The following is a 24,830-nucleotide window of genomic DNA, read 5'->3' as shown; positions in this document are numbered from 1 at the left end:
ATGAGAAGCATACGCATTAACTATCTGATTGTAAATCTTAGTGTGCAGCGGTAAAAGCAACTCCCGAAAATTAAATCACCAAAAATCATTAAGATAACCTCAGGTTCTGATTTTTTCCGCAAAAATATACAAATAGTTATATTTTGAAATGAAACTTTTTGGTAAATCTAAAAGCCAATAATTATCATTAAGCTTATCGTTACATCGTGTAGGGTTATTTTGTCTGCGGGCAGAATATTCATCAGAGCCGGATAACTCTGTTTCTGCGAAATAAAACAATAAGCCGCTAAATCAACATTTTCAGGGGATTATCAATGTCTTTCAGTGAACGCGGAGCTGTGAGAGCTTCCGCTATTTCTGCGCGCAGCAAAAACTTCCGTATATCATTGCTGGCTCTGGTCGTTCAGGCCGCTATTATGCCATTAGCCGGTTATGCTGCTGATAATACGGCAAATACACCGACCACCAGCAGCAACGCATCTGCCAGTAATGCTACTAAAGCGAAACTCAAACCAGTTTCTGCCAGCAAAGCAACCGATAACAGCGGTAATTCTCCGTCCGAATTAGTGGTTACTGCGGCACCGGATAATTCTCCCGATACAGAGAAAAAGACTGACTATACGGTTCAGACCACTCGTGCCGGCACTAAACTGTTGATGGCTCCACGTGATATTCCGCAATCTTTTAGCGTGATCACGCAGGCGAGGATGAAAGATCAGGATTTACAATCCGTTGGGGATGTTCTGGCCAATACTACCGGTATTACCCAGAATATGGACGACAGTGAGCGCTCAGAGTATTACTCGCGTGGATTTAAAATCAGCAGTTTTACTTTCGACGGTATCCCAACTTCCGTTAACGATTCCTGGAACTTCGGGGATGCAGCATCAGACACTGCGATCTACGACCGTATTGAAGTGGTGCGTGGTGCAACCGGATTGATGACCGGCGCTGGTAACCCGGCTGCCTCGGTGAACATGGTCAGAAAACAAGCCGACAGTAAAACTCCGCAAGGCTCAATTACCGCCAGCTATGGCAGCTGGAATAATCAGCGCTATGTTGCAGATGTCCAGAGCCCGCTCAATGAATCAGGAACTATCCGTGGCCGGATTGTAACCGGTTACCAGGATCAGGACAGCTGGCTGGATCGTTACCATAAAACCAGTAAATTCTTCTACGGGGTACTGGATGCCGATCTGGGGGATAACACTACAGCATCACTGGCTTATGACTATCATGACAGCCAAACCGGCAATCCAACCTGGGGTGGATTACCACAGTTTTATAGTAACGGCGATCTGACCCACTACAAACGCAGTCTGAACTCCGGTGCTGACTGGACCCGTTACAACACCAATTCACATAAGATCCTGGCCACCCTGGATCATAATTTTGATAATGGCTGGGTATTTAAAATTAATGGAACCCATGCCATTAGTACTTTTAACGATAAACTGCTCTATCTGGAAGACTTTGCCGATGAAGATACCGGCGAAGGTGTGACAGGATTCGGCAGTATGGACCGTGGTCGCCGCGAGCTGAATTCAATAGATACTTATGCCAGTGGGCCTTTCAGTCTGTTTGGCCGCGAACATCAGTTAATGGCCGGTGTCAGTTACAGCCGCCAGCATAATGCCACCTACAGCCAGGACGGGGTGACCGATCTGGATGATTACGATATCACCTCTGATGTTATTGGTGCTTTTAATAATAACTGGAACGGCAATATCCCTGAACCAGAGTGGCAAGGGTGGTATGTGAATGCTGATGACGTAGTGCGTCAGAAATCAGCCTATACTGCTGCCCGTTTCTCGCTGGCAGATCCATTAAGCCTGATCGTCGGTGCCCGCTATACCCAGTGGAGTACCGTTGGGACTAGTGGTGATATGAGTAAGAATAATATCACTCCGTACGCCGGCCTGGTGTACGACATTAACGATACGCTGTCTGCTTATGCCAGCTATACCTCGATCTTCCTGCCTCAGGATTACCGGACCAGTACTGGTCAGTTGTTAAAACCGGTCACTGGCAGAAGCTACGAGACCGGGCTGAAATCGGACTGGCTGAACGGTCGTCTGACTGCCACCATGGCGGTGTTCCGCATCGAGCAGGAAAATGCCGGTCAGGAAGTTAACGGGGTTTATGTTAACAACAGCAGTGAACAAGCTTATGTCGCGACCAAAGGTGCGGTCAGTAAGGGTGTCGAATTTGAGCTGAATGGTGCGGTTACCGATAATCTGGAGATGACTTTTGGTGCAACGCGCTATGTCGCTACTGATTCTACCGGTCGCTTTAACCCGGAAGAGCCACAAACTTCGTTCAAACTGTTTGCCCGTTACAATGTACCGCAGTTGCCAGACCTGACAGTCGGCGGCGGTATTAACTGGCAGAACCGGATCTTTGATGATGTGACCGGGGCTGATGGCAATACGACTCGTGTATACCAGAGTAGTTACCCGCTGGCCAGCCTGTTTGCCCGTTATCAGGTTACCCGCCAGGTATCGGTACAGGCTAACGTGAATAACCTGTTTGACCGTAGCTACTATACCTACCTGAATAACTATGTGTATGGGGCACCGCGTAACTTCTCCGTCAGCCTGTCTTATCAGTTCTGATAAAATTCACTGCCGATATCGTCGGCAGTGAATCTTCATGGTTGCACACCGTTTTGTTGTGCAACCAGCCTGCTTATTCTGTGGCTATTTAAACCTCACAGCTACAGCCAACTGCTTAAGACCTTCGGGTTATCCCGGGAATCATTTATCAGTAAAATTCAGAAACCGGTTAATCCGCAGAGCGTATCCGGGCAGTCGTTTTACTGTTCTCTTTGATGGTTGTGTTTGCGCTGCGGTAAACCAGCCAGATTCCGGCAAAAATTGCTACCATTCCACCACAGGCCGCCGCAGACAGGCGGTTACCCAACATCAGATAGTCAAGCAGTGCGGTAATCACCGGGACCAGGTAAAACAGACTGGTCACATTGACCAGACTGCCGGTATTCAGCATCCGGTAAAATAGCAACTGTGCAACTACCGATATCAACACACCCAGGAATAACACTGAAATCATCAGCGAAAGACTCAGATGTAGCTGAAATCCGGAGAGTGGCGTCAGTAAAAGACATAACAACAGGCTGACAGCGTACTGTAACGGCATAACATCTGCCGGCGGCTGGGCAATTTTCTTCTGCATCAGTGTTCCGGCCGTGATAAACAACAGTGCTGCCAGCGCATAACCCATTCCGGCAGCGGCAAAGTGCGATGAAGAGAGACTGCGCCAGACCAGAAGAACCAGCCCACCCAGAGCGATCACCAGGCCAGTGAGCCGGGTTCCGGTAAAACCGCGTTCGGTGATGCAAAGTGTCAGGATTGGCTGAATGCCCAGTAAAGTGGCCATCAGCCCGGGGGTAATACCCAGAGCCATTGCGCGGAAATAACAGACCGAGTAGCCCCCAATAAAAATCAGCCCTGTCAGAGCAACACGGAGCCGGCTTCCTTTGACCGGCAGCCAGCGGCGGCGCAGAGAGCCTATCAATAGCAGCACCATTAACGCAACACTAAAGCGGCAACTCAGCAGCGCCAGCGGACTGGCGTAGTTCAGACCCAGTCGGGTAAAAATAGCGGCACTCCCCCACAGCAACACAAACAGTGCTGTGCCCGCCTGGGCTGTCAGGGGATGTTGTTTCTCTGGCATGGTTGTTCTCCCGTTGCGACGCATCAGCGTCTTTCAGGCCGGTGATAAAGTTGATCGGATATTTGTACAGGCACAGCTGGCGGGGAGCGAAAGGCTTCACATGCATCAATCATCGCAGGGGAAAACAGAATCACTGCCGGGCTGATAACAGGCATTCTGTCACCTGGCTTGTGATTACAAAAGCGAGAGTTTAGCATGGTTAACATGAGTAAACCGGATGGAAAGGGATGATGGATACCAATATTCAAAAGTACAAAGCCTTTCTCAGTGTGGTGGAGCATGGCAGTTTTACCCGTGCGGCAGAGAAAATTTTCTATTCCCAGTCAGGTATCAGCCGGATGATTAATGATCTGGAAAGTGAGTGGGGGATTTCACTGTTTGAACGAAGCCGTAGCGGTGTCCGGTTGACGGCAGAGGGCAGTCATCTGTTACCGTTTGCCAGAAGCGTTTATGAGGAATATCAGAAGTTACTGGCAGAGGTTGATGCAGTAAATGGTCTGCATTCGGGGACCGTGAGGATCGGTACTTTCTCCAGTGTTGCGGTTCACTGGTTGCCGGATATGCTGAGTCGTTTCCGGACCCGTTATCCGGATATTCATTTTGAACTGGTGCCTGGCGATTATCACGAAATTGAGCAGTGGATTGCTGAAGGTAGCGTGGATTGCGGATTTACCCGCCTGCCAGCACGACAGTCCCTGAAAACTCTGTTTTTGAAGCGTGACGATTATCTGGTGGTGATGCCGGAAGATCATCCACTGGCTGAACAGGACCGGGTGCCATTGCAGGCGCTATGTGACTATCCGTTTTTATTGCTGGAAAAAGGCAGTAATAACGAAATTTCGGAAATCTTTCGCCAGCACCATCTGAGGCCACAGGTGCGATACACCTTATGGGACGATTATGCGGTTATGGCGATGGTAGGAAAAAATCTGGGCATTAGCCTGTTGCCGCGACTGATTCTGCAGAATATTCCTTACCGTCTGATCACCCGGGAAACTACGCCGTCAGTTAGCCGGGATATCGGTCTGGCTTATCGCGACACTCATAGTCTGTCGCGGGCTGCCAGACAGTTTATTGATGATCAATTCTCCTCCCGGTTGCCTGATGAATAGCCGGGAAGCTGGGTTATCAGAATGCTATTTTACCACTGGCGTTTCCGGTGACATTAACGGCGCCAGTGCTGTATATAACTGACGGAACAGTTCACGTCGTGGCTGCCAGGCCTGATGTTTTTCAGCATCAGGGGTATAGCGCTGTTGCAGTGCCGGCGCAGACAGGTAGTTTTCAACCTGAGTAATTTCCAGACCGGCAATCTGTGCCAGCCGGGCAGCGCCTAAAGCCGGGCCGACCTCTCCGCCACTGCGATACTCCATCACCTGACCGCTGATATCTGCCAGCATCTGTCGCCACCAGGCACTACGGGCACCCCCACCAATCAGCGTGATACTTTCAGGGATCACGCCACAGGCATGCACTGCATCAATACCTTCTGCCAGAGCAAACCCCACTCCTTCCATCACCGAATAAGCCAGAGATTCCGGACCATGCTGGTGAGTCATTCCAAAGAAAACTCCTTTAGCATTAGGATTATTATGAGGTGTCCGTTCACCGGAAAGATAAGGCAGGAAAGTCACCGGTTGCTCGCCTGGCGTCGCAGTTTCGGCAAGCTGGATCAGTTCAGGTACGCTGGCAATACCCAGTAACCTGGCCGCCCAGTCCAGACAGGAAGCGGCAGAGAGCATCACAGACATCAGGTGCCAGCGCTGTGGCAGGCTGTGACAGAAACTATGAACTGCACTTTCAGGGTTAGCCATAAACCCGTCACTGACCACAAAGTAGACTCCTGATGTTCCCAGGGACAACATGGCTTGACCGGGGTTATACAAGCCGACACCCACGGCACCTGCAGCATTATCACCCCCACCGGCGACCACCGGAACGCAATCCATACCCCAACGTTCGGCATGTTCCGCCAACAGATGACCGGTAATCTGGTTACCTTCATATAATGTCGGCATATGCTGACGTGTCAGTCCGGTGGCTGCCAGCAGTTGATCATTCCAGTCACGTTTTGCTACATCCAGCCATGAGGTGCCGGAGGCATCAGACATGTCTGTAGCAAACTGCCCGGTCATCAGCAAACGCAGGTAATCTTTGGGTAACAGTACTTTATCGATACGGGCAAAAATATCGGGCTCATGTTGCTGTAACCACAACAGTTTGGGGGCTGTGAAGCCCGGCATCATCAGATTACCGGTAATATGCCGTGACTCAGCAACCCGCTGTTCAAGCAATCCACATTCGGCATAACTGCGGCCATCATTCCACAAAATGGCAGGGCGCAGTACCTGTTGCTGTGCATCCAGCAGCGTTGCTCCATGCATCTGACCTGAAAGCCCGATGGCTTTTACCACTTTCAGTGAGTGTTGTTGGGCTAAGACTGTTACCGCATTGTCTGCGGCCTGCCACCAGTCTGCCGGGTTCTGTTCTGACCACAGTGGGTGAGGGCGCGAAAGGGTTAACGATTCACTGTGGCTGGCAACCACCTGTCCTTGTTCGTCAAGCAACAGAATTTTGATACCGGAAGTGCCTAGATCAATACCAAGATACATGCGGATTCCTTGTGTTGATAACCCTTACGCTGAACAATTGTTGCTCTGCCGGGCAGGTTCTGCCAGACAGGGCCTGAATGTGTTAATGGTTAACCGCAGTATGTGGTTTACCAGATTGCTGGCTGATTGCGCTGGTAACCTGATGCTGTGGCTTGTTGCTAAACGGTGTTTGTGGCACCGGCTGGTCTCTCCTTGTGAACGGAGTACAGGCTTTCGCCAAAAACAAGGCCGCGCGATGGTCAGTCCGGGCAGTGAATCTCGCCCGGGTCACCGGAGTGAAGGTAAGACTGATGGTTTACCCGGTCAGGATTGTTTCAGAAAACCTTTGTCTGCTGCAACAGCATCCTGCCGATATGAGACCAGTGTCAGGATTTTCTCTGTTGATTGCTGACTCCTGAAACAGACTGAAGTGAAGCGGATCAGCAGACAGGAATTGCGGGGTGATAACCTGATATTTTTGCGCGTTGCTTTCCCTTTTTCAGGGAACCGGAGTGATAACCGGCTGACCACTGAAACAGGCCTGTAAATTGGCTAATACCAGTTGTGCTGTAGCTGCGATAGCTTCGGGCGAACGGCTGGCGATATGTGGAGTGAGAATAACATTACTCAGTTGTTTTAATGCCGGAGGGATATCCGGTTCACCTTCCACAACATCCAGGGCTGCACCCGCAATCACCCCCCTGTTGCAGCGCCCGGATTAAAGCGGCCGTATCCACCACACTGCCCCGCGAAATATTAATTATAAATCCTTGTGGTCCAAGCGCATTAAGTACGGATTGGTTAACCAGATGCCGGGTCTCAGGCCCGCCGGGGGTGGCAATCACCAGAAAGTCCGACCATTCCGCAAGAGCCTCCGGGGATGGCAGATAGTGCCAGGGGACCGCTGCCCGGGGCTGGCGATTATGATAAGCGACCGACATCCCAAATCCGCCGGCACCACGCCGGGCAATCTTCTCGCCAATATTCCCCAGTCCTAATATCCCAAGTTTTTTTTCAGAAATCGCAGGACGTGGCTGACGGATATTGGCCCATTCTCCCTGCCTGACAGCATTATCAGCGACGACAATGCCACGGGCAATCGCCATCAACAGGGCCATCGCATGGTCGGCGACCGAAGTATCGTTAGTGCCCGGACCGTGGGTGACAATAATTCCTCGCGCCCGTGCCAGGGGGATATCTATATTTTCGTAGCCAGCCCCCATCGCACAGATGATTTCCAGTGCAGGCATGGCAGAGATATCGGTGCCGTTAAGGCCAGTAGATCCGTTAGTCAGCACTGCGCGTATTATATGGCCTGTTTCGCGGATAAACTGTTGGCGTTTTTGGGCGTTAGAAATAATGAACAGTTCAAAACTCTGTTGTTCGAATAACGCTCGCTGTGGCTTTGCAAGTTCAATAGTTACCAGCAGAGGAATTGGCATCGTTGCTCCTTTGACCCGCTATCGCGAACAGGACATTACTGCCCTGACTCAGCCTGTGAATTTACAGTTTGCCGGTGGTCGGGAGTAGTTTTCCGGTTTGCAAAACAACTCAGTTCTCCAGGGGCACGACAGTCACTTTATCTGCAAATATCAGTGACAGACTGTGACCGGCAACCTGTTTCCCTGCCGCTTTGTCCTGCCACTCTGTAACAAATTATCAATGCCGGGGACAGGTCGCCGGGGGGCGTGCGATGCATCGTTCGGGCACTGTTATTTCTGAGGGGGTTGCAACTGATAAATCCAGGCATCCAGTTTGCGGTTATCTGCAGTAGTCACTTCTGTCAGAATCCGGTCATAACCGTCTTCAAATTCATCCAGCATTGGCCAGTGATCTGTCAGGCGGTCAGAGATAAACAACCAGCCATCGATCCGGGCGCCGGCAGCATCAAGAATGACCCCGGGAAACCCGGTCGCCGCTCCCCAACCACTCTCAAAGAACTTACCGGTGACATAACCGGCCAGCCACTCTCCGCCAATATTTTCCAGCAGATGAGCATTGCTCTGGCCAGGACGTAAGGTGCCGTAAACAAATAATGGTGACATATATCCTCGTTGGTCGGTATCGCCCACAGGGCAGGATGCAAGTGCACCAAATTACCGGGTTATAACGGGGATGGCAATATAGTCCGGATCAACTGAAGGGCAAAACTCTGATGCCGGAAAATTCTGGGGAACAATTGTCGGGATACACTGATTTCACTGCGAAGAATTAAACATATATTTATATTTTTATATGCTTTCCGTCGTGATGAAAGATAACTTAAAGTGGGAAAATAACCTCAATTTATAACTTTTTGTCGCGATGAATATTGAATTACGTCAGCTGCGCCATTTTGTGGCACTCATTGAATTTAGAAATTTTACGGCGGCTGCGCTGGCGATGAAAATATCTCAGCCTGCCTTCAGCCGAAGCATTCAGTCGTTGGAACAAACGGTGGGTGCGAGATTGATCAATCGTCAGAATCCACTGGAACCCACTAAGAGAGGACTACTGGTTTTAGAGCATGCCAGACAACTGATTAATCAAAGCCAGGATTTGCTAAATGATATTGCCGCCTTTGATGAAAAGGAGATTGGTGAAATTCGGTTTGGACTGGGACCGGCTCCCGCAGCCTGGTTGCTTCCGCAGGTCATGGGGGAGTTTACCCAAACGTATCCGAGGGTGCGTCAGTTGTTCCGCGTGGATAACTGGCAGGCTTTAGGTGAGAAATTGCAGTCCGGGGAGTTCAGCTTTATTGTTGCCGATTCGCGTAATTTTGAATTCGATACCCGGTTTCAGGTGCTACCGTTGATTCGTCATCGTTGGGGATTCTGCTGCCGTGCTCAGCATCCGTTAGCCAGTCAGGAAGAAATTACGGTCAGCCAGTTATTCAGTTTTCCGGTTGCGGCTACGCTCAGGCCGCCTAATCTGCATCGGGCACTGGTACAACTAAGTGGCAGGCAGGATATCCGAACCAGTATTGAATGTGAAAACGGATATAGCCTGCTGGAGGTGGTGCGTCATTCTGATGCTATTGGCACTACAAATTATTCTACCGATCTGGCGCGCCAGGGGCTGAAGATGTTAAAGATTGCCGGACTGGATGATAATACTGATGAGTTTTACACTCACTACGGCATTATTTCGCTGGCGGGTGCACGTCTGCCGCGGCTGACGCGCACCCTGATGGAGACTTTTATGCAAACCGATAAACAGTTATACGGCGCTGCTCCGCTGGATGAACTTACAGCGGAGACAGTGTGAAATCGCGAATCATCTGTCGTGACCAGACGGTACGGAAGCCAAAATAGCCGCTGTCCGGCGGAGTTTCATAAGCCGCCGTGAACCACTCTTCATTATCGACCAGCAGGCGCGTTTGCCGGTCGGCGACTTCAATCACCATCTGATAAGGATGCCCGGCACGTAATAACCGGTCGGCAGAGGTATATTCCGTCAGCAGGTGTCGTTCTCCCAGGCCATCATAATAACGGAAGCGGCTGGTGGTGTTCCAGTTCCCGCCAATCCCGGCATAAAATAGTTCCAGTGAATCGTAACTACTGAGTTCACCCTGGCGGGTAAAAAGGTCAGGATTCAACGGATCACGCGCTGCCCAGAACATATTGACGTCAGACAGGCGATCATTAGGGCTTCCTTCCGTCAGCACTTCGCGACTAAAGCTTATCCGGTAGCTGCCAGATAATGGCTTATCCAGCCATAGTGTCAGCCCGGCCGCACTGTCAATCTGTAATGAGTGATCATCGGTCACCAGCCGGGTTTGCTCCGGTTTTTCCTGTTCCACCCGCCATCGCAATCCATTGCCCTGAGAGTCTTTACCCCAGTTCAGCAGATACTGGTGCCGTGATAAAGAGGCGTGTCCGACGCCTTCGGTTTGGCTTACATCAGTCATTAGTCATCCTGCGTTATTTATCAGAAGCACTGTCCAGCAGTGCCAGGAGCGAGAGGGCGGTTAGCCCCCATTGGGAAACTGCATTGGTCGCCAGATCGGTAGTTCCGGTACTGCCGGAACGTTTATCGATATTGGAGTTAATTTCCGCCTCGCGAACCGGATACAATACCTCTGGCGGTCGAATCAGCCGTTGCTGCTGATTCGGATGAACAATTCCACCCTGGCCACTGTTGAATTCCTGCCATGCCCGTTTGGCGAGCCTTTTATCATGCTGATGCCAGGCGGCAAAGGCGGTCAGACGGGCATGCCCCTGAACCAGATTGAGTTTTTTCACCGGTTTGCCTACGAATTTACTCAGCGCCGGCAGATCGTTGTATAAGCGGCAGTATTCGAGCCAGGCCTGGCTAAAGCTTTCATCCGGCAGTAACTGCAGTAATTCACTGCAAATTTCAGCCAGCCCGAAAACCGCACTAAGATGGGAAATAAACAACTGATCCGCCGGGGCCTGACGGAATTTCCCCGTGTCGGCATTCATTTCAGATAAACCGGTAAAAAAGCCATGGGGCTGAGCCGCAATAGACTGCATGCTGTTCAGTAGTCGCTGGCGCATAGCATTATCGTTGCGTCGCTCCCAGGCGGTCAGCCAGGCGGCCGCGACAGCACTCCAGTCAGTACCAAAATAGAGACTGACATAATGCGGATCACTGGCGGGTTTCTGACCAATCTTTCGTCCCGGTGGCACTTTTTGCAGCGTCCGGACGCCTTCCACCTGTTCGTCCATCAGATCGCCAATCCGTTCATCGGCAGTCAGATAATAGAGGAATCGCCTATTTGCTACCGTCGAAATACGTAGCTGCTTGGCGCTGTCTCCCCAGTGCAGCACATTATGGCGTGATCCCAGCGGGGCAAAGCGTCCCAGGTGGTAAACATCGACTTCACCGGTATGACGGGTCATGGCTTCGGCCATACGAAATACATCCGCCCGACCGCTGTGCAGATAGTAATACCACAGCCATAAATCGGTACTTAGCTCGGAGTTATCCCATGCGAAGCCACCGATATCGTAACGCCAGACATGACGATCACTGTCGTAGGTATGCATCACATCGCCGTAGTCCCAAAAACCATACCACTTGCGTTGTTCAACCTCACGCCGGTAGAAATCAAAATACCACGCCAGTTGTTCACGCAGTGGTTGGTGCCGTTTTCCAAACCGGCTGGCAGGCGCCCAGACCGGGCCAAACACCCCGGCATGGGACAGTGTTTCACTGCGTGTTACTAGTTGAGGCGGATGTTGCATACGCCGGGTAATTGCCAGTAACTGCTGATCGTCCGGGGTATGTACCAACAGGTCGATAAACAGTTCGCTGGTCCGGGCGACGCCAACCGGGGTGTCATAACCCGGTTCATAATCTTCGTAAGTAATGTCTAACGCATCACGTTGCGCCTGATAGGTGGTCATGCCCATCTCGTCATGCCAGCTGCCCATATCCATGGCTTCTGCCCACGGCGACCACAGCCAAAGTGTTACTGTGGCCAGATCACTGTCCGCTCCGGCAATATCCAGACAGGCCGGATAGCTTTGCCAGAAATTACGGATACCGAAAGCAATTCCACCTTGCGGTGACCCCAGATACCCGACCCCGGCAGCACGACTGCCGGTGGCAGACGAGAGCCAGCTCTGATGAGGTGCGGTACGTTTGCGAATCAGATAGCCATCCGGATGATGCTGCATCAGACGGTAGCTGCCAAAGGCAGGAATCAGCGCCAGCCGTTCAGCCACTATCGGGGTAAATTCACTTAACGGAGGTGCGGCAGTTCCCCTGAGTTGGGCATCAATCACCGCTTCTCCCGGGGAGCGGCGTAATCCGCTGAGCCCGCGTACTGATTCATGAAAAATCCCTCCCTGATCGGAGACAAAACGAACATGGCGGTCATACAGTTCTGCAGTCTGGGGGGCATCAAAGGCTAAGCCGATACCGCTGACCGCCCGCTGTGGCTGTTCATTATCATAGATCAGGGTATGCATGACCCGGACGCTGGCAGTTCCGGCATACCAGTACAACCTGACCACAAACCGGATCACTGCATCTTCAGCGTTGCGGTGGGTTCCACGTAGGGTGATCACCGCCCGTTGCGGGCCATTCTGCTCAAGTACTACCGAGTCGGCTTTACCGGCAAGCTGTGCGGTATTGGCAGTTAACTGCTCTTCATCACCGCTGCGGGTGCGTAATACCAGCCGGCCATTGGTCAGCAAGGTCTGATCACCACGACGAATTTCTTTAATCAACTGCTCGCCGTTACGCGAGATCAGGGCCTGGATCGACCCGGTGTTAATCCTCCAGCCATCCGGCGTTTCACTGGCGATCCCCGGTGACGGCAGAGCAGCCGCCACTGGAATAACACTCAGTGAGTCACCATATGGTGCATCTCCGCCGAGGGCATGAGCTGACCATTTCACCGATCCATCTGGCCACCAGGCCAGCGGCCAGCTTTGCAACGGCCGGCTGCCACCAGCTTCCCGGAGTTCAAAAGCTTTGTCAGCACTGACCGCTCCCCGCGGCCAGGCTGTTCCCCAGGTGACACCGGCGAACGAGGCAGGTGTTGGCGATTCAAGCCAGTGTACTGCTGCCTCTGTGGTCGCTCCGGCCTGGCCTTGGTTATGATTGTCGGTCGCGGCACGGCTGGTCCCTGGCAGCAGTGGCATCGCCAGACTAACCAACGCACTGTCACGCAGAAAACGACGTCTTGAATAAGGAGTATCACTCATATCATCATCCTTTGAAGTCCCAACCAACAGTCAGGCCAATCAGCCGCCCGTCGGCTAACTGACCAAACGCGGAACCGTAATCACCGGCTTTAATCACGCGGTAATACGATTTATTCAGCGCATTTTGCATCCACAGTGAAACATGCCAGCCATTACTGCCTTGCTTACCGTTCAGCCCGGTAGAGACATTCAGCACGCCGTAAGACGGAATATGGGTAAAGGCGGAATCATCCACGGTACCGTATGACCAGCTACGCCAGGAGTACTGGCCGGAAACAAACGCCTGCACGTTACCGAAGGCATTCCATTCATAACGGGCCCGGGCATTCCAGCTTAAGCGTGGTGAACTGAATACACGTTTGCCGGTGAGATCACAGGTCGCCGGGGCATTGGATTGCAGTGAAACTTCTGCCGGGCATTTAGCATTAGTGAAGTCGAGATATCGGGTATCCAGCAGGGTGCCATTAAGCGCCAGACTCAGGCCTTCGGTCGGATAGACTGAAAGTTGTGTTTCTACGCCACGACTGCGATATTTTCCGGCATTGATCAGATAACTGGACTGAGATTCCTCATCATAGGCGGTGGTCTGGAAATCACGAACTTCACTCCAGAACAGCGCGGTATTCCATTCAACTTTATGCTGTAACCAGTGTGTTTTAATTCCCAGTTCTGCAGAGCTGGTTTTTTCCGGATCGATATATAGCGAATCAGTGCCTGCTTTAGTGGCGGCACCGGATGATACATTCAGGCCGCCGGATTTTTCAGCATAAGCCAGTGTCAGATACGGAGTGATATTTGGTGTCGCGTACCAGTTCAGGCTGGCGGTGGCCGCAGGCAGGAACTCAGTCTGAGACAGAATGCCGGAATCAAAATCGTTCTTATTGATTCGCTTGAAGGAACCGGTTTTTTTCTCGTAACTGCCACGAAGTCCGGTGATCAGATCTAACTGATCATTCAAGTGCCAGGTACTGTTGGCATAAAGTGACACTACATTGTCGTTAAGCTTGCCAAAACGTTGTACATATTTACCGGTATTGCTGGTGCTTCCATACCAGGTGGTGACATCACTGTTGTCGTAGTAATGGTCATGGGCGAAGGTATCCAGATTCTCGCCCCAGTAATCAATACCGACGGTATAATCCGCGATACCACCTTTCGGAGAGTCAACCCAAAAACGCTGTTCCCAGGTCCGGTCATGGGCATCACCGCCGCTGTTGGCATACAAAGGGATGCTCATGCCGTCAGCAGTGTTGGGTAAAAATAAAAAATAGCGCCAGGCAGAGAGCGAATGTAGGGCAAAACCATTGTCCAGCCGCAAGTCAGCCGTGACGGAGGCACCTCCCTGGCGTACGCGGGTTTTAGATTCATCATCCAGTGCTACTTTACGGCCATTGACTATGGTCGCTCCCAGTTCACTGGCGCGTTGCAGGAAGGTATCTGTACCGTTGACCGCGTGGGTACCCACCAGTGACATCACCGGAAAGTTGGTGCTCTCGCTGTAATCACCAATAAACCGAATATCGAAATTATCAGAAGGTTGCCACAATAACTGACCACGCAGGCCATCACCGCGGCTGCCGCCCAACTTATTCCCGGTGATTACATTATCAATGTAGCCGCCCCGCTCAGTATGAGTGACATTGATTCGTCCGGCGAGAGTGTCGGTGAGGGCCCCTGAGGCCATCAGTTTTGTCTGAACATAACCCCGTTGCCCGACTGATTGTTCCGCAGATGCTTCCGGAGTAAATGTCGGTTTACGACTGCGAATATCTATGGCACCGGCACTGGTATTAAAACCATATAAGGTCCCCTGCGGGCCTTTCAGCACATTCACACTATCAATATCCAGAAGGTCATTGGATAACATACCGGGTCTGGACAGGCGAACACCATCCAGGAATTGACCCACGCTACTGGCCATACCTATATTGATTTCACTGCCGCCTCCATCTCCGACACCACGAATGGTCACACGGGTATCGAGCGCATCGGTGGCTGCAATATCCACACCACTGACTTCCTGGGCAATGTCCTCAAACCGGTAAATATGGTCCTGTTCCAGGGTTTTACCACTGATCCGTGTAGAGAGGGTTGTCTGCTGGCGTAACTGTGGCCGTGAGGCTTTCACGCGGATTTTCTTTAGCCTGACCGGGGTGCTCTGGGTCGCTGCTTTATCTGCGGTATTGTTGGTTTCCTCTGCCCGGACTGATGTCAGGCTGGTGAGAATTCCTGCGGCGATTAACGAATAACGCCATTTGCTTGTCATCATTATTTTCCCCTAAATTATTTTGTTTTTAAGTACGAAGTATCGAACCATTGGTTAACATCAAATGGCTGGCGAATTAATTTCGCTTCTCTGGCAACGTTAACTGAATTAGTTATTTGGGAAATAAATTGTGGATCGGGTTGAGGGGATAATCTGGCGGTTAATTCCTGACTATTTCCCCAGTCATGACGTAATATAGATTCCGGATAACCAGACTGTTGGGCCAATATCTGTATAAAGGCGTCATTATTTTTTGGCTGGCTGGCCCAGCCAGCCACTTGCTGTTGTACATCGACGACTTGTTGCAGAATGGCTTTATTTTGTTCCGCAAAATGGTTATCAACCACAATCAGCCCGCTGAGCTGGCCAGCGCCGTGTAGATCACGGGTAGAAAGCGCAATATCAGCAATACCTTTCGCCTGTAGCTGCAGGGTGTTGTCTCCTCCCCAGGTGGCATCAATCTGTTTTGCCGCCAGCGCAGCACTGGCAGCTGCAAAATCGAGATTAATGATTTTAACATCGCGGGGCGTCAACCCCTGAGAATGAAGCGCGGTGACAAAAGATAATTCGGCAGCAGTACCACGAAATAATCCGACCCGTTTGCCTTTTAAATCGGCCAGACTATGAATATTTTCACCTTTCGCTACCGCCAGATAATGGTCAATTCCACGTGATGCAACCCCGATAACCCGGGTATCCAGTCCGTGAGAACGACCAATAATTGCCGCGAAATCACCAAGATAGGCCATATCTATCTGGTGACTGGCGAAACCTTCATTAATCGCCGGGCCGGCCCCTTTAATAAACAGCCAGTGTACCGAGACTCCCTGGTGGCCTAACGCTTGCTCCAGCAATTTTTTCTGATAAATAACATCTACCAGTCCTCCTCCGGCAGGTTTATCTCCCGCACCAATATCTGAAACTGCAATACGTATATCTGTGGCAGCAGCGCTGGCAATTGCCGTATAAAACAGAGTGGAAATCGCCAGGGAATTAATCATTGATTTTACCGATCGAATATATTTCATACGACCATCCGTTATTTATAAGTTTTCCAGGCGATGATTTCTAAAGGATGGCATTGGTGTTGGCTAATATAAAAAATGAATTTATATATCTTAATATTATCTAAGTCAGTCTCCGTAAGAGAATATAAGCCCATGCGCCGAATGGAAATGAACTATGTCAAATACGCATTAGCCATCAGGGAATTTATTCTTATTAATAACAGGGAAATTAAATTCATAATTAGCGGAGTATCTGGGAATGGCGCAGATAATTAATGCCGGAGACCATGAGCTGAGAGAGGATGTGTCTTCTGTAGCCCAAAAACCGACAAAACTCAGCGTCTTTTCTGAGCGGGGACTGGCACTGGCAGTGGCCGTAGGGCTTCATGCGGCTATTTTGCCATGGCTGTTAACCAAATCAGCGGAAGTGCCTCCGGTGTCTGCCCCACAGCCACTGCCGATGCAAATAGAATTTACAGTAGCTACCCCGACGCCTGAAATTCCGACACCGGTCAGCGAGCCACAGCCTGATACCCCTGCGACACCGCCCCCGCCGGTGGACGAAAGTGCCAGCACTCCGGCCCCGGAACCCAAACCGTTAGAGAAAAAGCTGACGCAGCCGCCGAAAGCAAAACCGCCGGTCCGGCCACACGCTAAACCGCAACACAATGTCCGGCCGGTACAAAAGCCGAACATCAAACCAGCCGCCGCTGCGCAACATATGACCCAACCGGAGACCCATGCCAGTACGGCGCAATCTTCTGCTGCCGCCACAGCAGTTACACCGCCGATAGCCAACGCCGGCTATCTGCACAACCCGGCCCCGGACTATCCGGAAAGTGCGATTGAACGCGGACTGGAAGGCACTGTATTGCTCAGGGTTTCGGTCAATTCTGCCGGGAAAGCCACCGGGGTACAAATCTATCAATCCAGCGGGACATCTGCCCTTGACGATGCCGCGTTACGCACGGTGCGGCACTGGTCATTTGTTCCTGCTAAGCGGGGCAATGAGGCCGTGAGTGGTGAGGTCATTGTTCCTGTCGATTTTTCGCTTAATTCATGAGGTATTTTTTAAATGATTCCACAACATTTCAATGCCACTTCCCCGGAAGGAGGAGTGATAATTATTCTGGTGCTATTTTCATTGTTCACCTGGACTATCGGAATACTCAAGTTGTTGCAGTATCTTCGTCTGCAACGCCGTAACCGGCAGTTTCGTCAGCTGTTCTGGCAACAGGAAAATTTACACCAGTCACTGGCACAAACCCGGGCACCGGGAGCGCTGGCGAATCTTGCCCAGGCGGCAATTACGGCCCCGGAACGTCTGAAAGGCAGCCATACTCTGGAGGCTCAGTTGCCGGATCGGGTAGAACGGGCGCTTTCTCAGCAGATCCTGCGTGAACGCCGTACCCTTGAGTCCGGGCTGGCACTACTAGCCAGTATCGGAACCACTTCACCTTTTATTGGTTTATTTGGCACAGTTTGGGGAATTATGGCGGCACTGCATGATATTGGTTTATCCGGTTCGGCCAGTCTGGATACCGTCGCCGGACCGATCGGCAGTGCATTGGTAGCCACCGGTATCGGCATTGCTGTAGCAGTACCCGCGGTATTGATTTACAACTATTTTCAGCGTCGGTTAAAACTGGCCGTCGCAGATATGGATGATTTTGCCCACGATGTTTACAGTCTTATGCAGGCTCAGGGTTTCCGTGGTGCGGAGTTCTCTGCCAGTGAATTACGGGGAGCGGCATAATGGCTTTTTCCTCCGGAAATTCTGATGACATCATGAGTGAAATGAATATCACTCCGCTGGTCGATGTAATGCTGGTATTACTGGTGGTCTTTATTGTCACAGCACCAATGCTGACCAAAGCAATTCCTGTGAATTTGCCCAAAACCAATGCGGTGGCCCCGGCCAACCAGCCAGATCCGCTAATTGTCAGTCTGGATGGCAGCAATCAACTGTTTCTTAACAAACAGCCGATTGAACGCAGTGAGTTACTCACCCGTCTGACGGAGGCTCAAACCGCTAATGCAGCGCAGGTAGTTCAAATTCAGGCAGATACCGACGCTAATTATGGTGTGGTTGCAGGGTTACTGGCGGATATTGAAAAGTCAGGTATTCATCATCTGGCACTACTGACACAGAAATAAATAATGATGCCGGGACTGAAACAATTTTTATTCAGACAGGGATGCCAGTGGTTGCTGCCGCTAAGTTTGTTACTTTTCTGGTGGCAGGGCAGTATGCATGGCTGGATGTCGGAGCAAATATTACCCTCGCCAACCGTCGTGCTGGACACGGCGCAGGCCTTTGTTCCGCAGGATTTACTGGATCAACTGCCGATCAGTTTATGGCGGCTGGCGATAGGTCTGAGCGGCGGTATTGCTATCGGTATTTTGCTCGGTAGCCTTTTTGGTTTGAGCCAACGGGCAAACCGCCTGCTGATGCCATTATTTACGGTATTAGTGCAAATCCCGACACTGGCCTGGATTCCTCTATTAATGCTATGGCTGGGAATTGGGGAAGCTCTTAAACTGACTATTCTGATAAAAGCGGTAACCGTGCCAGTTACATTGTATATCGGTACCGGTATTGGCGAGTTACCGCCAAAACTCAGGGAAATGGCGAGTGTGCTCCGATTGCCTGTCCGCGTGTATCTCTGCCGGGTTGTGCTGCCGGCATTATTGCCGTATCTGATGACCGGAATCCGGCTGGCGTTTTCCCAAGGCTGGGTTTCATTGATTGCCGTGGAGCTGTTAGCCTCCAGCGAAGGCCTGGGTTATCTGCTGGTGGAAAGCCGGCAACTGTTTATGCTGGACCAGGTGTATATTTGCGTCATTGTGATTGGGCTGCTGGGCTTTGCGGCAGAAAAAGGCCTGCAATGGATAAGTGACCGTTGGATACACTGGCCATCACCGGTGGCAGGTGCGGTAACTTTACCACCAACGAAGTTGTTTGATCTGCATGGCTGGTTACTACCGTGTGGTCTATTGTCGGTCTGGCAGATCGCATCAGGGGAAGGTTGGCTAAACAGTGCATTTTTCCCGGCTCCGGTTCAGGTAGCAGAAACCCTGGTAGCTGGTTTTACCCATGGGCAATTCAGTCTGGATCTGACCGCCAGTATTTTGCGAATGCTGCAAGGCTTTGCAATTGGTGCAGTCACAGGAGTACTGTTCGGACTGGCGAGCGGAAGTTTTCGTTGGGCTGACCGTCTGGTGACCCCACTGTTTTCCGGATTACGTAGCGTGGCTATCTTTGCCTGGCTGCCATTAATTACGGCCTGGTTTGGTCTGGGCGAAACGGCTCGCCTGGCATTTATTGCCATCGCGAGTTTTTTTCCGGTTCTGCTGGCTACCCGGCAGGGAGTGATTCAGCTTCCTTCGGTGCTTCTGGAAACCACCAAAGCATTGAAATTACCGCCACTGTCAAAATTTCGTTATCTGATTCTGCCAGGAATGCTCCCTGATCTGTTTACCGGCCTGCGGCTGGGGATGATGCACGCCTGGGTCGGAACTACCGGAGCGGAGTACTTTATATCCTCCGGGGAAGGTATTGGTAGCATGATGATGCGTGCACAACAGCTGATGGCGGCAGACCGGGTGATGGCCGGAATTGTACTGATTGCCGGAGTGGCTGCGGTTATTTCTATTATTATTCGCCGGCTGGAACAGAAGCTGATGCGTTGGCGCTATCAGTAATTTAATCAAAGGATCGCTATGACTTTGCAGTTTCAGAACGTCAGTAAAATATTCAGCGTAAATCAGCAACCGTTAAAAGTTCTGGATAATATTAACCTGACGCTGGATCCCGGAGAACTGGTGGCATTGATTGGTGCCAGTGGGTGCGGTAAATCAACATTACTTCGGCTGGCAGCCGGACTTGAAGCGGCAGAACAGGGCCGGATTACCCTTAATGGTCAGCCAATCAGAGGGATTCCGCCCCGGGTCAGTATGGTGTTTCAGGAAGCTCGCTTATTTCCGTGGCTGACAACATCACAAAATATCCGGCTGGGGATGGAACAGATGCAGCTCGCGGAACCTCAAAAGCGCGAGCAGATTGCCGAAGTTCTGGCAACAATGGGACTGGAGAAATTTTCTGAGGCCTATCCGCATCAGCTATCTGGTGGGATGGCTCAGCGGGTAGCAATTGCCCGGGGACTAGTGGCCCGACCGGAAATATTACTGCTCGATGAACCTTTTGCAGCACTGGATGCTTTGAAACGGGAACAGCTTCAGGATGTGCTGGTTGAAGTACGCCAGCAGAGTGTCCTGAGTATTTTGATGGTTACTCATGATGTCGAAGAGGCACTCTATCTGGCTGACCGGGTGGTTGTGATGGCCCCGGGGCCTGGCCGCATCCGCGCCACTTTCCCGGTGACCTTGCCACAGCCTCGCAGACGCACCGACCGCGAATTACAAAGGCAACGTCGCCAGCTCCATGAATTATTATAACGTCCTACCTCAGGGCGGTTCTGACTGGCTCAACTATCTGCTGTGTGCCGCATAGAATTAAAAAAGCTTGTCTAGACTTAAAAGATATTAAAAAACAACTGACATAAGGTCCGTCCAAAAAAAACAGATAAATAATAGCCATGAATCATGGGGTTGGGATAACTCATGTTTCCACTATCTGTGCGCCACGGATATTTCATTTTTTTAACTTTAGTAAATCCAAAAAGAGTATTTGTTTTAGCGAGGAGGAGTGAATACAAATAATTCAGAAGCCGTATTTAGTGCAGGAACGTGGGAGAAGTTATTATGCCGGAACCAAAGGAACAGTATTTTAGTGAACAGGGAATTAATGACTGGCAACTGTCTGATGTTGTCAGTGAATTACGCCAGGTTCGCGAAACATGGCGTGAGGAATATTTTCAGGGACGTTATCTGGATAAACGCTTATTACCTTCCCGCACTAATATCAGTGAAATTACCGAAACCCTGTTTAAAGTATTATATCCGATGCGACTCGGGACCTCTGAAATAAAAAAAGAGGGTGAGGGTTTTTATGTCGGTCATTTACTGGCAGTGTCTCTCGATAAACTGACCGAAGAAGCACAACTGGAATTGCATTATCAGTCCGCCGGAAAAGATATTGGTGTTGCTGATATTGCAGAGGTTGCGCAACAACGTATCCGGCAATTCGCCAGCCGCTTACCGGCTATCCGTCAGCGTATTGATAAAGATATTTTTGCGGCCTGGCAGGGTGACCCTTCCGCCCGCAGCCTGGACGAAATACTGCTCTGCTATCCGGGGATTCATGCAGTGATTCATTACCGGTTAGCCCATGAACTCTATGATCTGGGTCTGACATTGCTGGCGCGGATTATCACGGAAAAAGCACACAGTGAAACCGGTATTGATATTCATCCTGGCGCACAGATTGACAGCGGATTCTTTATCGACCACGGGACCGGAGTCGTGATTGGCGAAACCGCGATTATTGGTAAACGGGTTCGTTTATATCAGGCGGTGACTCTGGGAGCTAAACGCTTTTTAACTGAGGATGACGGGCAACTGAAAAAGAATTATCCGCGGCACCCAATAATTGAAGATGATGTGGTGATTTATGCCGGAGCCACTCTGCTGGGACGAATTACTATTGGTGCCCGGTCCAGTATTGGCGGAAATATCTGGTTAACTCATGATGTTCCCCCTGACAGTAATGTTCGTCAGGCGCAAGCCAGACAAAATAAATTTAATGATGGTGACGGTATTTAAACAGTAGCCGGATAAACACAGGGCGAATAAGGAAATCAGTATGGATCTGCTGGCGCTGGTGGGAAATACCCCGTTAATTTCATTGCCTGATTTTACCGAAGGGCTGGACGATATTACGTTATACGGCAAGGCTGAATTTTTGAATCCGGGAGGTTCGGTTAAAGACAGGGCAGCTAAAGCCATGTTACTGGACGGTATTTCCCGCGGCACCTTAACTCCCGGTAAAACTATTATTGATGCAACCAGCGGTAATACCGGCATCGCCTATGCAATGATCGGCGCGGCTCTGGGATATCCGGTGGAGTTGTATATGCCTCAGAACACCAGTATTGAGCGTAAGCAACTGATTAAACTCTACGGCGCCACTATTATTGAAACCGATCCGTTAGAGGGTTCTGACGGAGCTTACCTGGAAGTTCAGGCCAGAGTGGCGGCCGACCCGCAGCGCTATTTTTATCCGGATCAGTATAACAACCCCGTGAATCCGGCGGCGCACTATGCCAGCACCGGGCTGGAAATCTGGCAGCAGACACGCCAGCGTGTGACTCACTTCATCACCAGTATGGGGACTTCCGGCAGTTTTGTCGGCACGGCCCGGCGACTCAAATATGAAAACCCACAAATTCGTACCCTGGCGGTTCAGCCGGCGTCCCCGTTTCATGGTATCGAGGGCACCAAACATATGGCGACCAGCCTCCGCCCGGGAATTCTTGATGACGGACTGATCGACGACGTAGTGACCGTTACCACCGAGGAAGCCTATGCCACCGCCAGGCAACTGGTCAAACGCAACGGCATTCTGACAGGTATTTCCTCGGGAGCCAATGTGGCGGCTGCAGCCAGGCTGGCAGCCACCTTACCCCGTGGTTCAGTGGTGGTGACGTTGCTGTGCGACACCGGTTCACGTTATTTGTCCGATGCTTTCTGGAGCCAGCAATCATGATTGAACTCAGCCACGAAACAGAACTGCAGATTCGGGAGGAAGGGGAAGCAACTTATCCGAATGAATGCTGTGGTGTGTTATTTGGTCACTTCACTGCCAGTGGCGATGCCAAAGTGACCGCCATTCTGCCGATTGAAAATGCCCGCGAAGCCGAAGCGCAATATAACCGCTTTGTTATCACCGCCGATGATTCGCTGCGTGCTGAGCGCGCGGCGCAGAAGCTGGGTGTTGACGTGCTGGGCTTTTATCACTCGCACCCGGACCATCCGGCTATTCCGTCGGAATATGACCGGCAACACGCGCTGCCATTTTATGCCTACATCATTGTGGCAGTAGCCAATGGCCAGGCCAGAGAACTGACCAGCTGGCGACTCAGTAATGACCGCCTGCAATTTACTCAGGAAGAGGTGCGGGTCGTGTAACTGACCGCATCTGACAACGAATTAACGAGAGACTAACACTATGGCTGCAACCCTGTTTATTCCTACCGCATTACGTGTCTTTACCGATGGTCAGGGCAAAATCAGCCTGCAAGGCAATACCGTGGGTGAGTTGATTGCCGCGCTGGCCGGGCGTTATCCGGATATTTCACAGCATCTGTATGACGATACCGGTGAATTACGCTCATTTATCAATCTGTATGTCGGTGAAACCAATATTCGTAGTTCCGGTGGCCTGAGCACTCCGGTTGGTGACGGCGCTGAAGTATTACTGGTGCCTGCTATCGCCGGAGGAAGCGGGGTCAACTCATGAGCCGCTCCGCACTGATTCCCGACTCGCGTCTGACAGAGCTTTCTCATGCAGAAATAGCCCGCTACAGCCGCCATCTGCTACTGCCTGAGATTGGACTCATTGGGCAACAACGGCTAAAAGCTGCGCGGGTATTGCTGGTGGGCACCGGCGGGCTGGGCGCTCCGGTCGCGTTGTATCTTGCTGCCGCCGGGGTGGGAACTCTGGGGATTGTCGATTTTGATTTTGTCGAGGTCTCCAATCTGCAACGTCAGATTATCCATACCACTAAAGATATTGACCGCCCTAAAGTGGCCTCGGCCAAAGACAAGATTAAAGCGATTAATCCGGATGTTCAGGTCGAGACCTACAACCTGCAACTCAGCAGTCAGAATGCCGCTGACATTATTGCTAACTACGACATTGTGGTGGACGGCACCGATAACTACCCGACCCGGTATCTGATTAATGATGCCTGTGTACTGGCCGGTAAACCGGTGGTCTACGGCTCTATTTTCCAGTTTGAGGGACAGGCGAGTGTGTTTCATGCACCGGTTGGTCCTTGCTATCGCTGCCTCTATCCTGAGCCGCCTCCGCCGGGGCTGGTACCTTCCTGTGCGGAAGGCGGGGTGCTCGGAGTGCTGCCCGGAATAATCGGCACCATTCAGGCCGCGGAGACCATCAAGCTGATTGTAGGCAGTGAGGATACCCTGACAGGACGCTTATTACTGCTGGATGTCTGGACCATGAAACAACGTCAGTTGCGCCTGGAAAAAGATCCCAACTGTCCGGTATGTGGCGAACATCCGTCAATCCACGAACTGATTGATTATGAAGAGTTTTGTGGGCTGAAACCGACGGAGCAGGAAAAGCCGGTGGAAACTGTCACCGCCAGCGAACTTAAGCAATGGCTGGATGAGGATAAACCGCTACAGCTGATTGATATTCGTGAACCACATGAACGGGCTATCGCTAAATTCCCCGGAGCCAGAGTGATACCGCTGGGGCAGATTGTCCGCAGAATCAATGAATTTGACCCTGATGTTGATACGGTTTTCCTGTGCAAGATAGGTCAGCGCAGCATTTTCGCCATTCGTGCGCTGGAAAATGCCGGTTATCAGGGCCGGATGCTGAATTTAAAAGACGGAATTAATGCCTGGGCAAGGGACATCGATTCCCGCCTGCCACGGTACTGACAAAACCCCACTACTGATAAAC

At 51.2% G+C, this 24,830-nt stretch carries 22 protein-coding genes; 13 read left to right on the top strand and 9 right to left on the bottom strand.

Annotated features, from left to right (window positions below; translation table 11 throughout):
• The first annotated feature begins 314 nt into the window (after positions 1–314).
• Positions 315–2,615, top strand: coding sequence for a ferric-rhodotorulic acid/ferric-coprogen receptor FhuE (fhuE, locus tag A7K98_RS12560; protein WP_232461538.1), 2,301 nt, complete (start codon positions 315–317; stop codon positions 2,613–2,615).
• 169 nt (positions 2,616–2,784) lie between these two features.
• Here the strand turns inward: fhuE and A7K98_RS12555 are convergent, their stop codons facing one another.
• Positions 2,785–3,693, bottom strand: coding sequence for a DMT family transporter (locus tag A7K98_RS12555; RefSeq protein ID WP_087488871.1), 909 nt, complete (start codon positions 3,691–3,693; stop codon positions 2,785–2,787).
• A 227-nt stretch (positions 3,694–3,920) separates the two neighbouring features.
• On the opposite strand from A7K98_RS12555, the gene A7K98_RS12550 reads away from it, so the two are divergent.
• Positions 3,921–4,805 (top strand): LysR family transcriptional regulator, encoded by an 885-nt coding sequence (locus A7K98_RS12550; RefSeq protein ID WP_198361108.1) that lies wholly within the window; start codon positions 3,921–3,923, stop codon positions 4,803–4,805.
• 24 nt (positions 4,806–4,829) lie between these two features.
• Here A7K98_RS12550 and xylB read toward each other — a convergent pair whose 3' ends face one another.
• The 4 genes from xylB to A7K98_RS12530 form a co-directional block, all read right to left on the bottom strand.
• Positions 4,830–6,305 (bottom strand): xylulokinase, encoded by a 1,476-nt coding sequence (gene xylB, locus A7K98_RS12545; RefSeq protein WP_087488870.1) that lies wholly within the window; start codon positions 6,303–6,305, stop codon positions 4,830–4,832.
• 478 nt (positions 6,306–6,783) lie between these two features.
• Positions 6,784–6,954 carry a hypothetical protein gene (locus tag A7K98_RS21645; RefSeq protein WP_250638352.1) on the bottom strand — a complete coding sequence of 57 codons (171 nt, stop codon included), beginning with the start codon at positions 6,952–6,954 and terminating at the stop codon, positions 6,784–6,786.
• The gene (locus tag A7K98_RS12535) at positions 6,944–7,726 is read right to left on the bottom strand and encodes an NAD(P)-dependent oxidoreductase (RefSeq protein ID WP_250638351.1); all 783 of its coding nucleotides are present in this window, start codon (positions 7,724–7,726) and stop codon (positions 6,944–6,946) included. Before A7K98_RS12535 ends, A7K98_RS21645 begins: the two co-directional genes overlap by 11 nt.
• 270 nt (positions 7,727–7,996) lie before the next feature.
• Positions 7,997–8,329, bottom strand: a complete 333-nt coding sequence (locus A7K98_RS12530) for a gamma-glutamylcyclotransferase family protein (protein WP_087493482.1) — start codon at positions 8,327–8,329, stop codon at positions 7,997–7,999.
• A gap of 259 nt (positions 8,330–8,588) precedes the next feature.
• On the opposite strand from A7K98_RS12530, the gene A7K98_RS12525 reads away from it, so the two are divergent.
• Complete coding sequence (locus A7K98_RS12525) at positions 8,589–9,530, top strand: LysR family transcriptional regulator (RefSeq protein WP_087488867.1); 942 nt, start codon at positions 8,589–8,591, stop codon at positions 9,528–9,530.
• On the opposite strand, the gene A7K98_RS12520 is transcribed toward A7K98_RS12525, so the two are convergent.
• From A7K98_RS12520 to A7K98_RS12505, 4 genes are read right to left on the bottom strand one after another with little or no spacing between them, the layout of a single operon-like run.
• Positions 9,511–10,173 carry a DUF6250 domain-containing protein gene (locus tag A7K98_RS12520; protein ID WP_087488866.1) on the bottom strand — a complete coding sequence of 221 codons (663 nt, stop codon included), beginning with the start codon at positions 10,171–10,173 and terminating at the stop codon, positions 9,511–9,513. The two genes, A7K98_RS12525 and A7K98_RS12520, sit on opposite strands and share 20 nt — an antisense overlap.
• A gap of 13 nt (positions 10,174–10,186) precedes the next feature.
• Positions 10,187–12,943, bottom strand: a complete 2,757-nt coding sequence (locus tag A7K98_RS12515; RefSeq protein ID WP_087488865.1) for an exo-rhamnogalacturonan lyase family protein — start codon at positions 12,941–12,943, stop codon at positions 10,187–10,189.
• 4 nt (positions 12,944–12,947) lie between these two features.
• On the bottom strand, positions 12,948–15,212 hold the full coding sequence (locus A7K98_RS12510; protein ID WP_087488864.1) for a TonB-dependent receptor: 2,265 nt from the start codon (positions 15,210–15,212) through the stop codon (positions 12,948–12,950).
• A gap of 14 nt (positions 15,213–15,226) precedes the next feature.
• The gene (locus A7K98_RS12505; RefSeq protein ID WP_232461537.1) at positions 15,227–16,237 is read right to left on the bottom strand and encodes an ABC transporter substrate-binding protein; all 1,011 of its coding nucleotides are present in this window, start codon (positions 16,235–16,237) and stop codon (positions 15,227–15,229) included.
• A 238-nt stretch (positions 16,238–16,475) separates the two neighbouring features.
• On the opposite strand from A7K98_RS12505, the gene A7K98_RS12495 reads away from it, so the two are divergent.
• From A7K98_RS12495 to moeB, 10 genes are all read left to right on the top strand, one after another.
• Positions 16,476–17,279: an energy transducer TonB gene (locus tag A7K98_RS12495; protein ID WP_087488862.1), complete on the top strand. Its 804-nt coding sequence runs from the start codon at positions 16,476–16,478 to the stop codon at positions 17,277–17,279.
• Between the two features lie 12 nt (positions 17,280–17,291).
• Complete coding sequence (locus A7K98_RS12490; RefSeq protein WP_087488861.1) at positions 17,292–17,972, top strand: MotA/TolQ/ExbB proton channel family protein; 681 nt, start codon at positions 17,292–17,294, stop codon at positions 17,970–17,972.
• Positions 17,972–18,373, top strand: a complete 402-nt coding sequence (locus tag A7K98_RS12485; RefSeq protein WP_087488860.1) for an ExbD/TolR family protein — start codon at positions 17,972–17,974, stop codon at positions 18,371–18,373. Before A7K98_RS12490 ends, A7K98_RS12485 begins: the two co-directional genes overlap by 1 nt.
• 3 nt (positions 18,374–18,376) lie before the next feature.
• Positions 18,377–19,921, top strand: a complete 1,545-nt coding sequence (locus tag A7K98_RS12480; protein ID WP_087488859.1) for an ABC transporter permease — start codon at positions 18,377–18,379, stop codon at positions 19,919–19,921.
• Positions 19,922–19,939: 18 nt separating this feature from the next.
• Positions 19,940–20,674, top strand: a complete 735-nt coding sequence (locus tag A7K98_RS12475; protein WP_087488858.1) for an ABC transporter ATP-binding protein — start codon at positions 19,940–19,942, stop codon at positions 20,672–20,674.
• A gap of 306 nt (positions 20,675–20,980) precedes the next feature.
• Positions 20,981–21,940 carry a serine O-acetyltransferase EpsC gene (gene epsC, locus A7K98_RS12470; RefSeq protein ID WP_087488857.1) on the top strand — a complete coding sequence of 320 codons (960 nt, stop codon included), beginning with the start codon at positions 20,981–20,983 and terminating at the stop codon, positions 21,938–21,940.
• Between the two features lie 40 nt (positions 21,941–21,980).
• The gene (locus tag A7K98_RS12465) at positions 21,981–22,883 is read left to right on the top strand and encodes a PLP-dependent cysteine synthase family protein (protein WP_087488856.1); all 903 of its coding nucleotides are present in this window, start codon (positions 21,981–21,983) and stop codon (positions 22,881–22,883) included.
• A complete protein-coding gene (locus A7K98_RS12460) occupies positions 22,880–23,305 on the top strand; it encodes a Mov34/MPN/PAD-1 family protein (protein WP_087488855.1) in 426 nt (141 codons plus the stop codon). The genes A7K98_RS12465 and A7K98_RS12460 overlap by 4 nt, the downstream gene beginning before the upstream one ends.
• A 40-nt stretch (positions 23,306–23,345) precedes the next feature.
• Positions 23,346–23,636 carry a MoaD/ThiS family protein gene (locus A7K98_RS12455; protein WP_087488854.1) on the top strand — a complete coding sequence of 97 codons (291 nt, stop codon included), beginning with the start codon at positions 23,346–23,348 and terminating at the stop codon, positions 23,634–23,636.
• Positions 23,633–24,808 (top strand): molybdopterin-synthase adenylyltransferase MoeB, encoded by a 1,176-nt coding sequence (moeB, locus tag A7K98_RS12450; protein WP_087488853.1) that lies wholly within the window; start codon positions 23,633–23,635, stop codon positions 24,806–24,808. Before A7K98_RS12455 ends, moeB begins: the two co-directional genes overlap by 4 nt.
• The last annotated feature ends 22 nt before the right edge of the window (positions 24,809–24,830 follow it).

The organism is Tatumella citrea (assembly GCF_002163585.1).
GTDB classification, from domain to species: Bacteria; Pseudomonadota; Gammaproteobacteria; order Enterobacterales; family Enterobacteriaceae; genus Tatumella; species Tatumella citrea.
This window is presented reverse-complemented; position numbering and strand designations above follow the sequence as displayed.

What these genes read in the sequence shown, in the direction of transcription:
- fhuE (WP_232461538.1), top strand. Translation starts at nt 315, where the DNA reads ATGTCTTTCAGTGAACGCGGAGCTGTGAGAGCTTCCGCTATTTCTGCG.
- A7K98_RS12555 (WP_087488871.1), bottom strand. Translation starts at nt 3,693, where the DNA reads ATGCCAGAGAAACAACATCCCCTGACAGCCCAGGCGGGCACAGCACTG.
- A7K98_RS12550 (WP_198361108.1), top strand. Translation starts at nt 3,921, where the DNA reads ATGATGGATACCAATATTCAAAAGTACAAAGCCTTTCTCAGTGTGGTG.
- xylB (WP_087488870.1), bottom strand. Translation starts at nt 6,305, where the DNA reads ATGTATCTTGGTATTGATCTAGGCACTTCCGGTATCAAAATTCTGTTG.
- A7K98_RS12535 (WP_250638351.1), bottom strand. Translation starts at nt 7,726, where the DNA reads ATGCCAATTCCTCTGCTGGTAACTATTGAACTTGCAAAGCCACAGCGA.
- A7K98_RS12530 (WP_087493482.1), bottom strand. Translation starts at nt 8,329, where the DNA reads ATGTCACCATTATTTGTTTACGGCACCTTACGTCCTGGCCAGAGCAAT.
- A7K98_RS12525 (WP_087488867.1), top strand. Translation starts at nt 8,589, where the DNA reads ATGAATATTGAATTACGTCAGCTGCGCCATTTTGTGGCACTCATTGAA.
- A7K98_RS12520 (WP_087488866.1), bottom strand. Translation starts at nt 10,173, where the DNA reads ATGACTGATGTAAGCCAAACCGAAGGCGTCGGACACGCCTCTTTATCA.
- A7K98_RS12515 (WP_087488865.1), bottom strand. Translation starts at nt 12,943, where the DNA reads ATGAGTGATACTCCTTATTCAAGACGTCGTTTTCTGCGTGACAGTGCG.
- A7K98_RS12510 (WP_087488864.1), bottom strand. Translation starts at nt 15,212, where the DNA reads ATGATGACAAGCAAATGGCGTTATTCGTTAATCGCCGCAGGAATTCTC.
- A7K98_RS12505 (WP_232461537.1), bottom strand. Translation starts at nt 16,237, where the DNA reads ATGAAATATATTCGATCGGTAAAATCAATGATTAATTCCCTGGCGATT.
- A7K98_RS12495 (WP_087488862.1), top strand. Translation starts at nt 16,476, where the DNA reads ATGGCGCAGATAATTAATGCCGGAGACCATGAGCTGAGAGAGGATGTG.
- A7K98_RS12490 (WP_087488861.1), top strand. Translation starts at nt 17,292, where the DNA reads ATGATTCCACAACATTTCAATGCCACTTCCCCGGAAGGAGGAGTGATA.
- A7K98_RS12485 (WP_087488860.1), top strand. Translation starts at nt 17,972, where the DNA reads ATGGCTTTTTCCTCCGGAAATTCTGATGACATCATGAGTGAAATGAAT.
- A7K98_RS12480 (WP_087488859.1), top strand. Translation starts at nt 18,377, where the DNA reads ATGATGCCGGGACTGAAACAATTTTTATTCAGACAGGGATGCCAGTGG.
- A7K98_RS12475 (WP_087488858.1), top strand. Translation starts at nt 19,940, where the DNA reads ATGACTTTGCAGTTTCAGAACGTCAGTAAAATATTCAGCGTAAATCAG.
- epsC (WP_087488857.1), top strand. Translation starts at nt 20,981, where the DNA reads ATGCCGGAACCAAAGGAACAGTATTTTAGTGAACAGGGAATTAATGAC.
- A7K98_RS12465 (WP_087488856.1), top strand. Translation starts at nt 21,981, where the DNA reads ATGGATCTGCTGGCGCTGGTGGGAAATACCCCGTTAATTTCATTGCCT.
- A7K98_RS12460 (WP_087488855.1), top strand. Translation starts at nt 22,880, where the DNA reads ATGATTGAACTCAGCCACGAAACAGAACTGCAGATTCGGGAGGAAGGG.
- A7K98_RS12455 (WP_087488854.1), top strand. Translation starts at nt 23,346, where the DNA reads ATGGCTGCAACCCTGTTTATTCCTACCGCATTACGTGTCTTTACCGAT.
- moeB (WP_087488853.1), top strand. Translation starts at nt 23,633, where the DNA reads ATGAGCCGCTCCGCACTGATTCCCGACTCGCGTCTGACAGAGCTTTCT.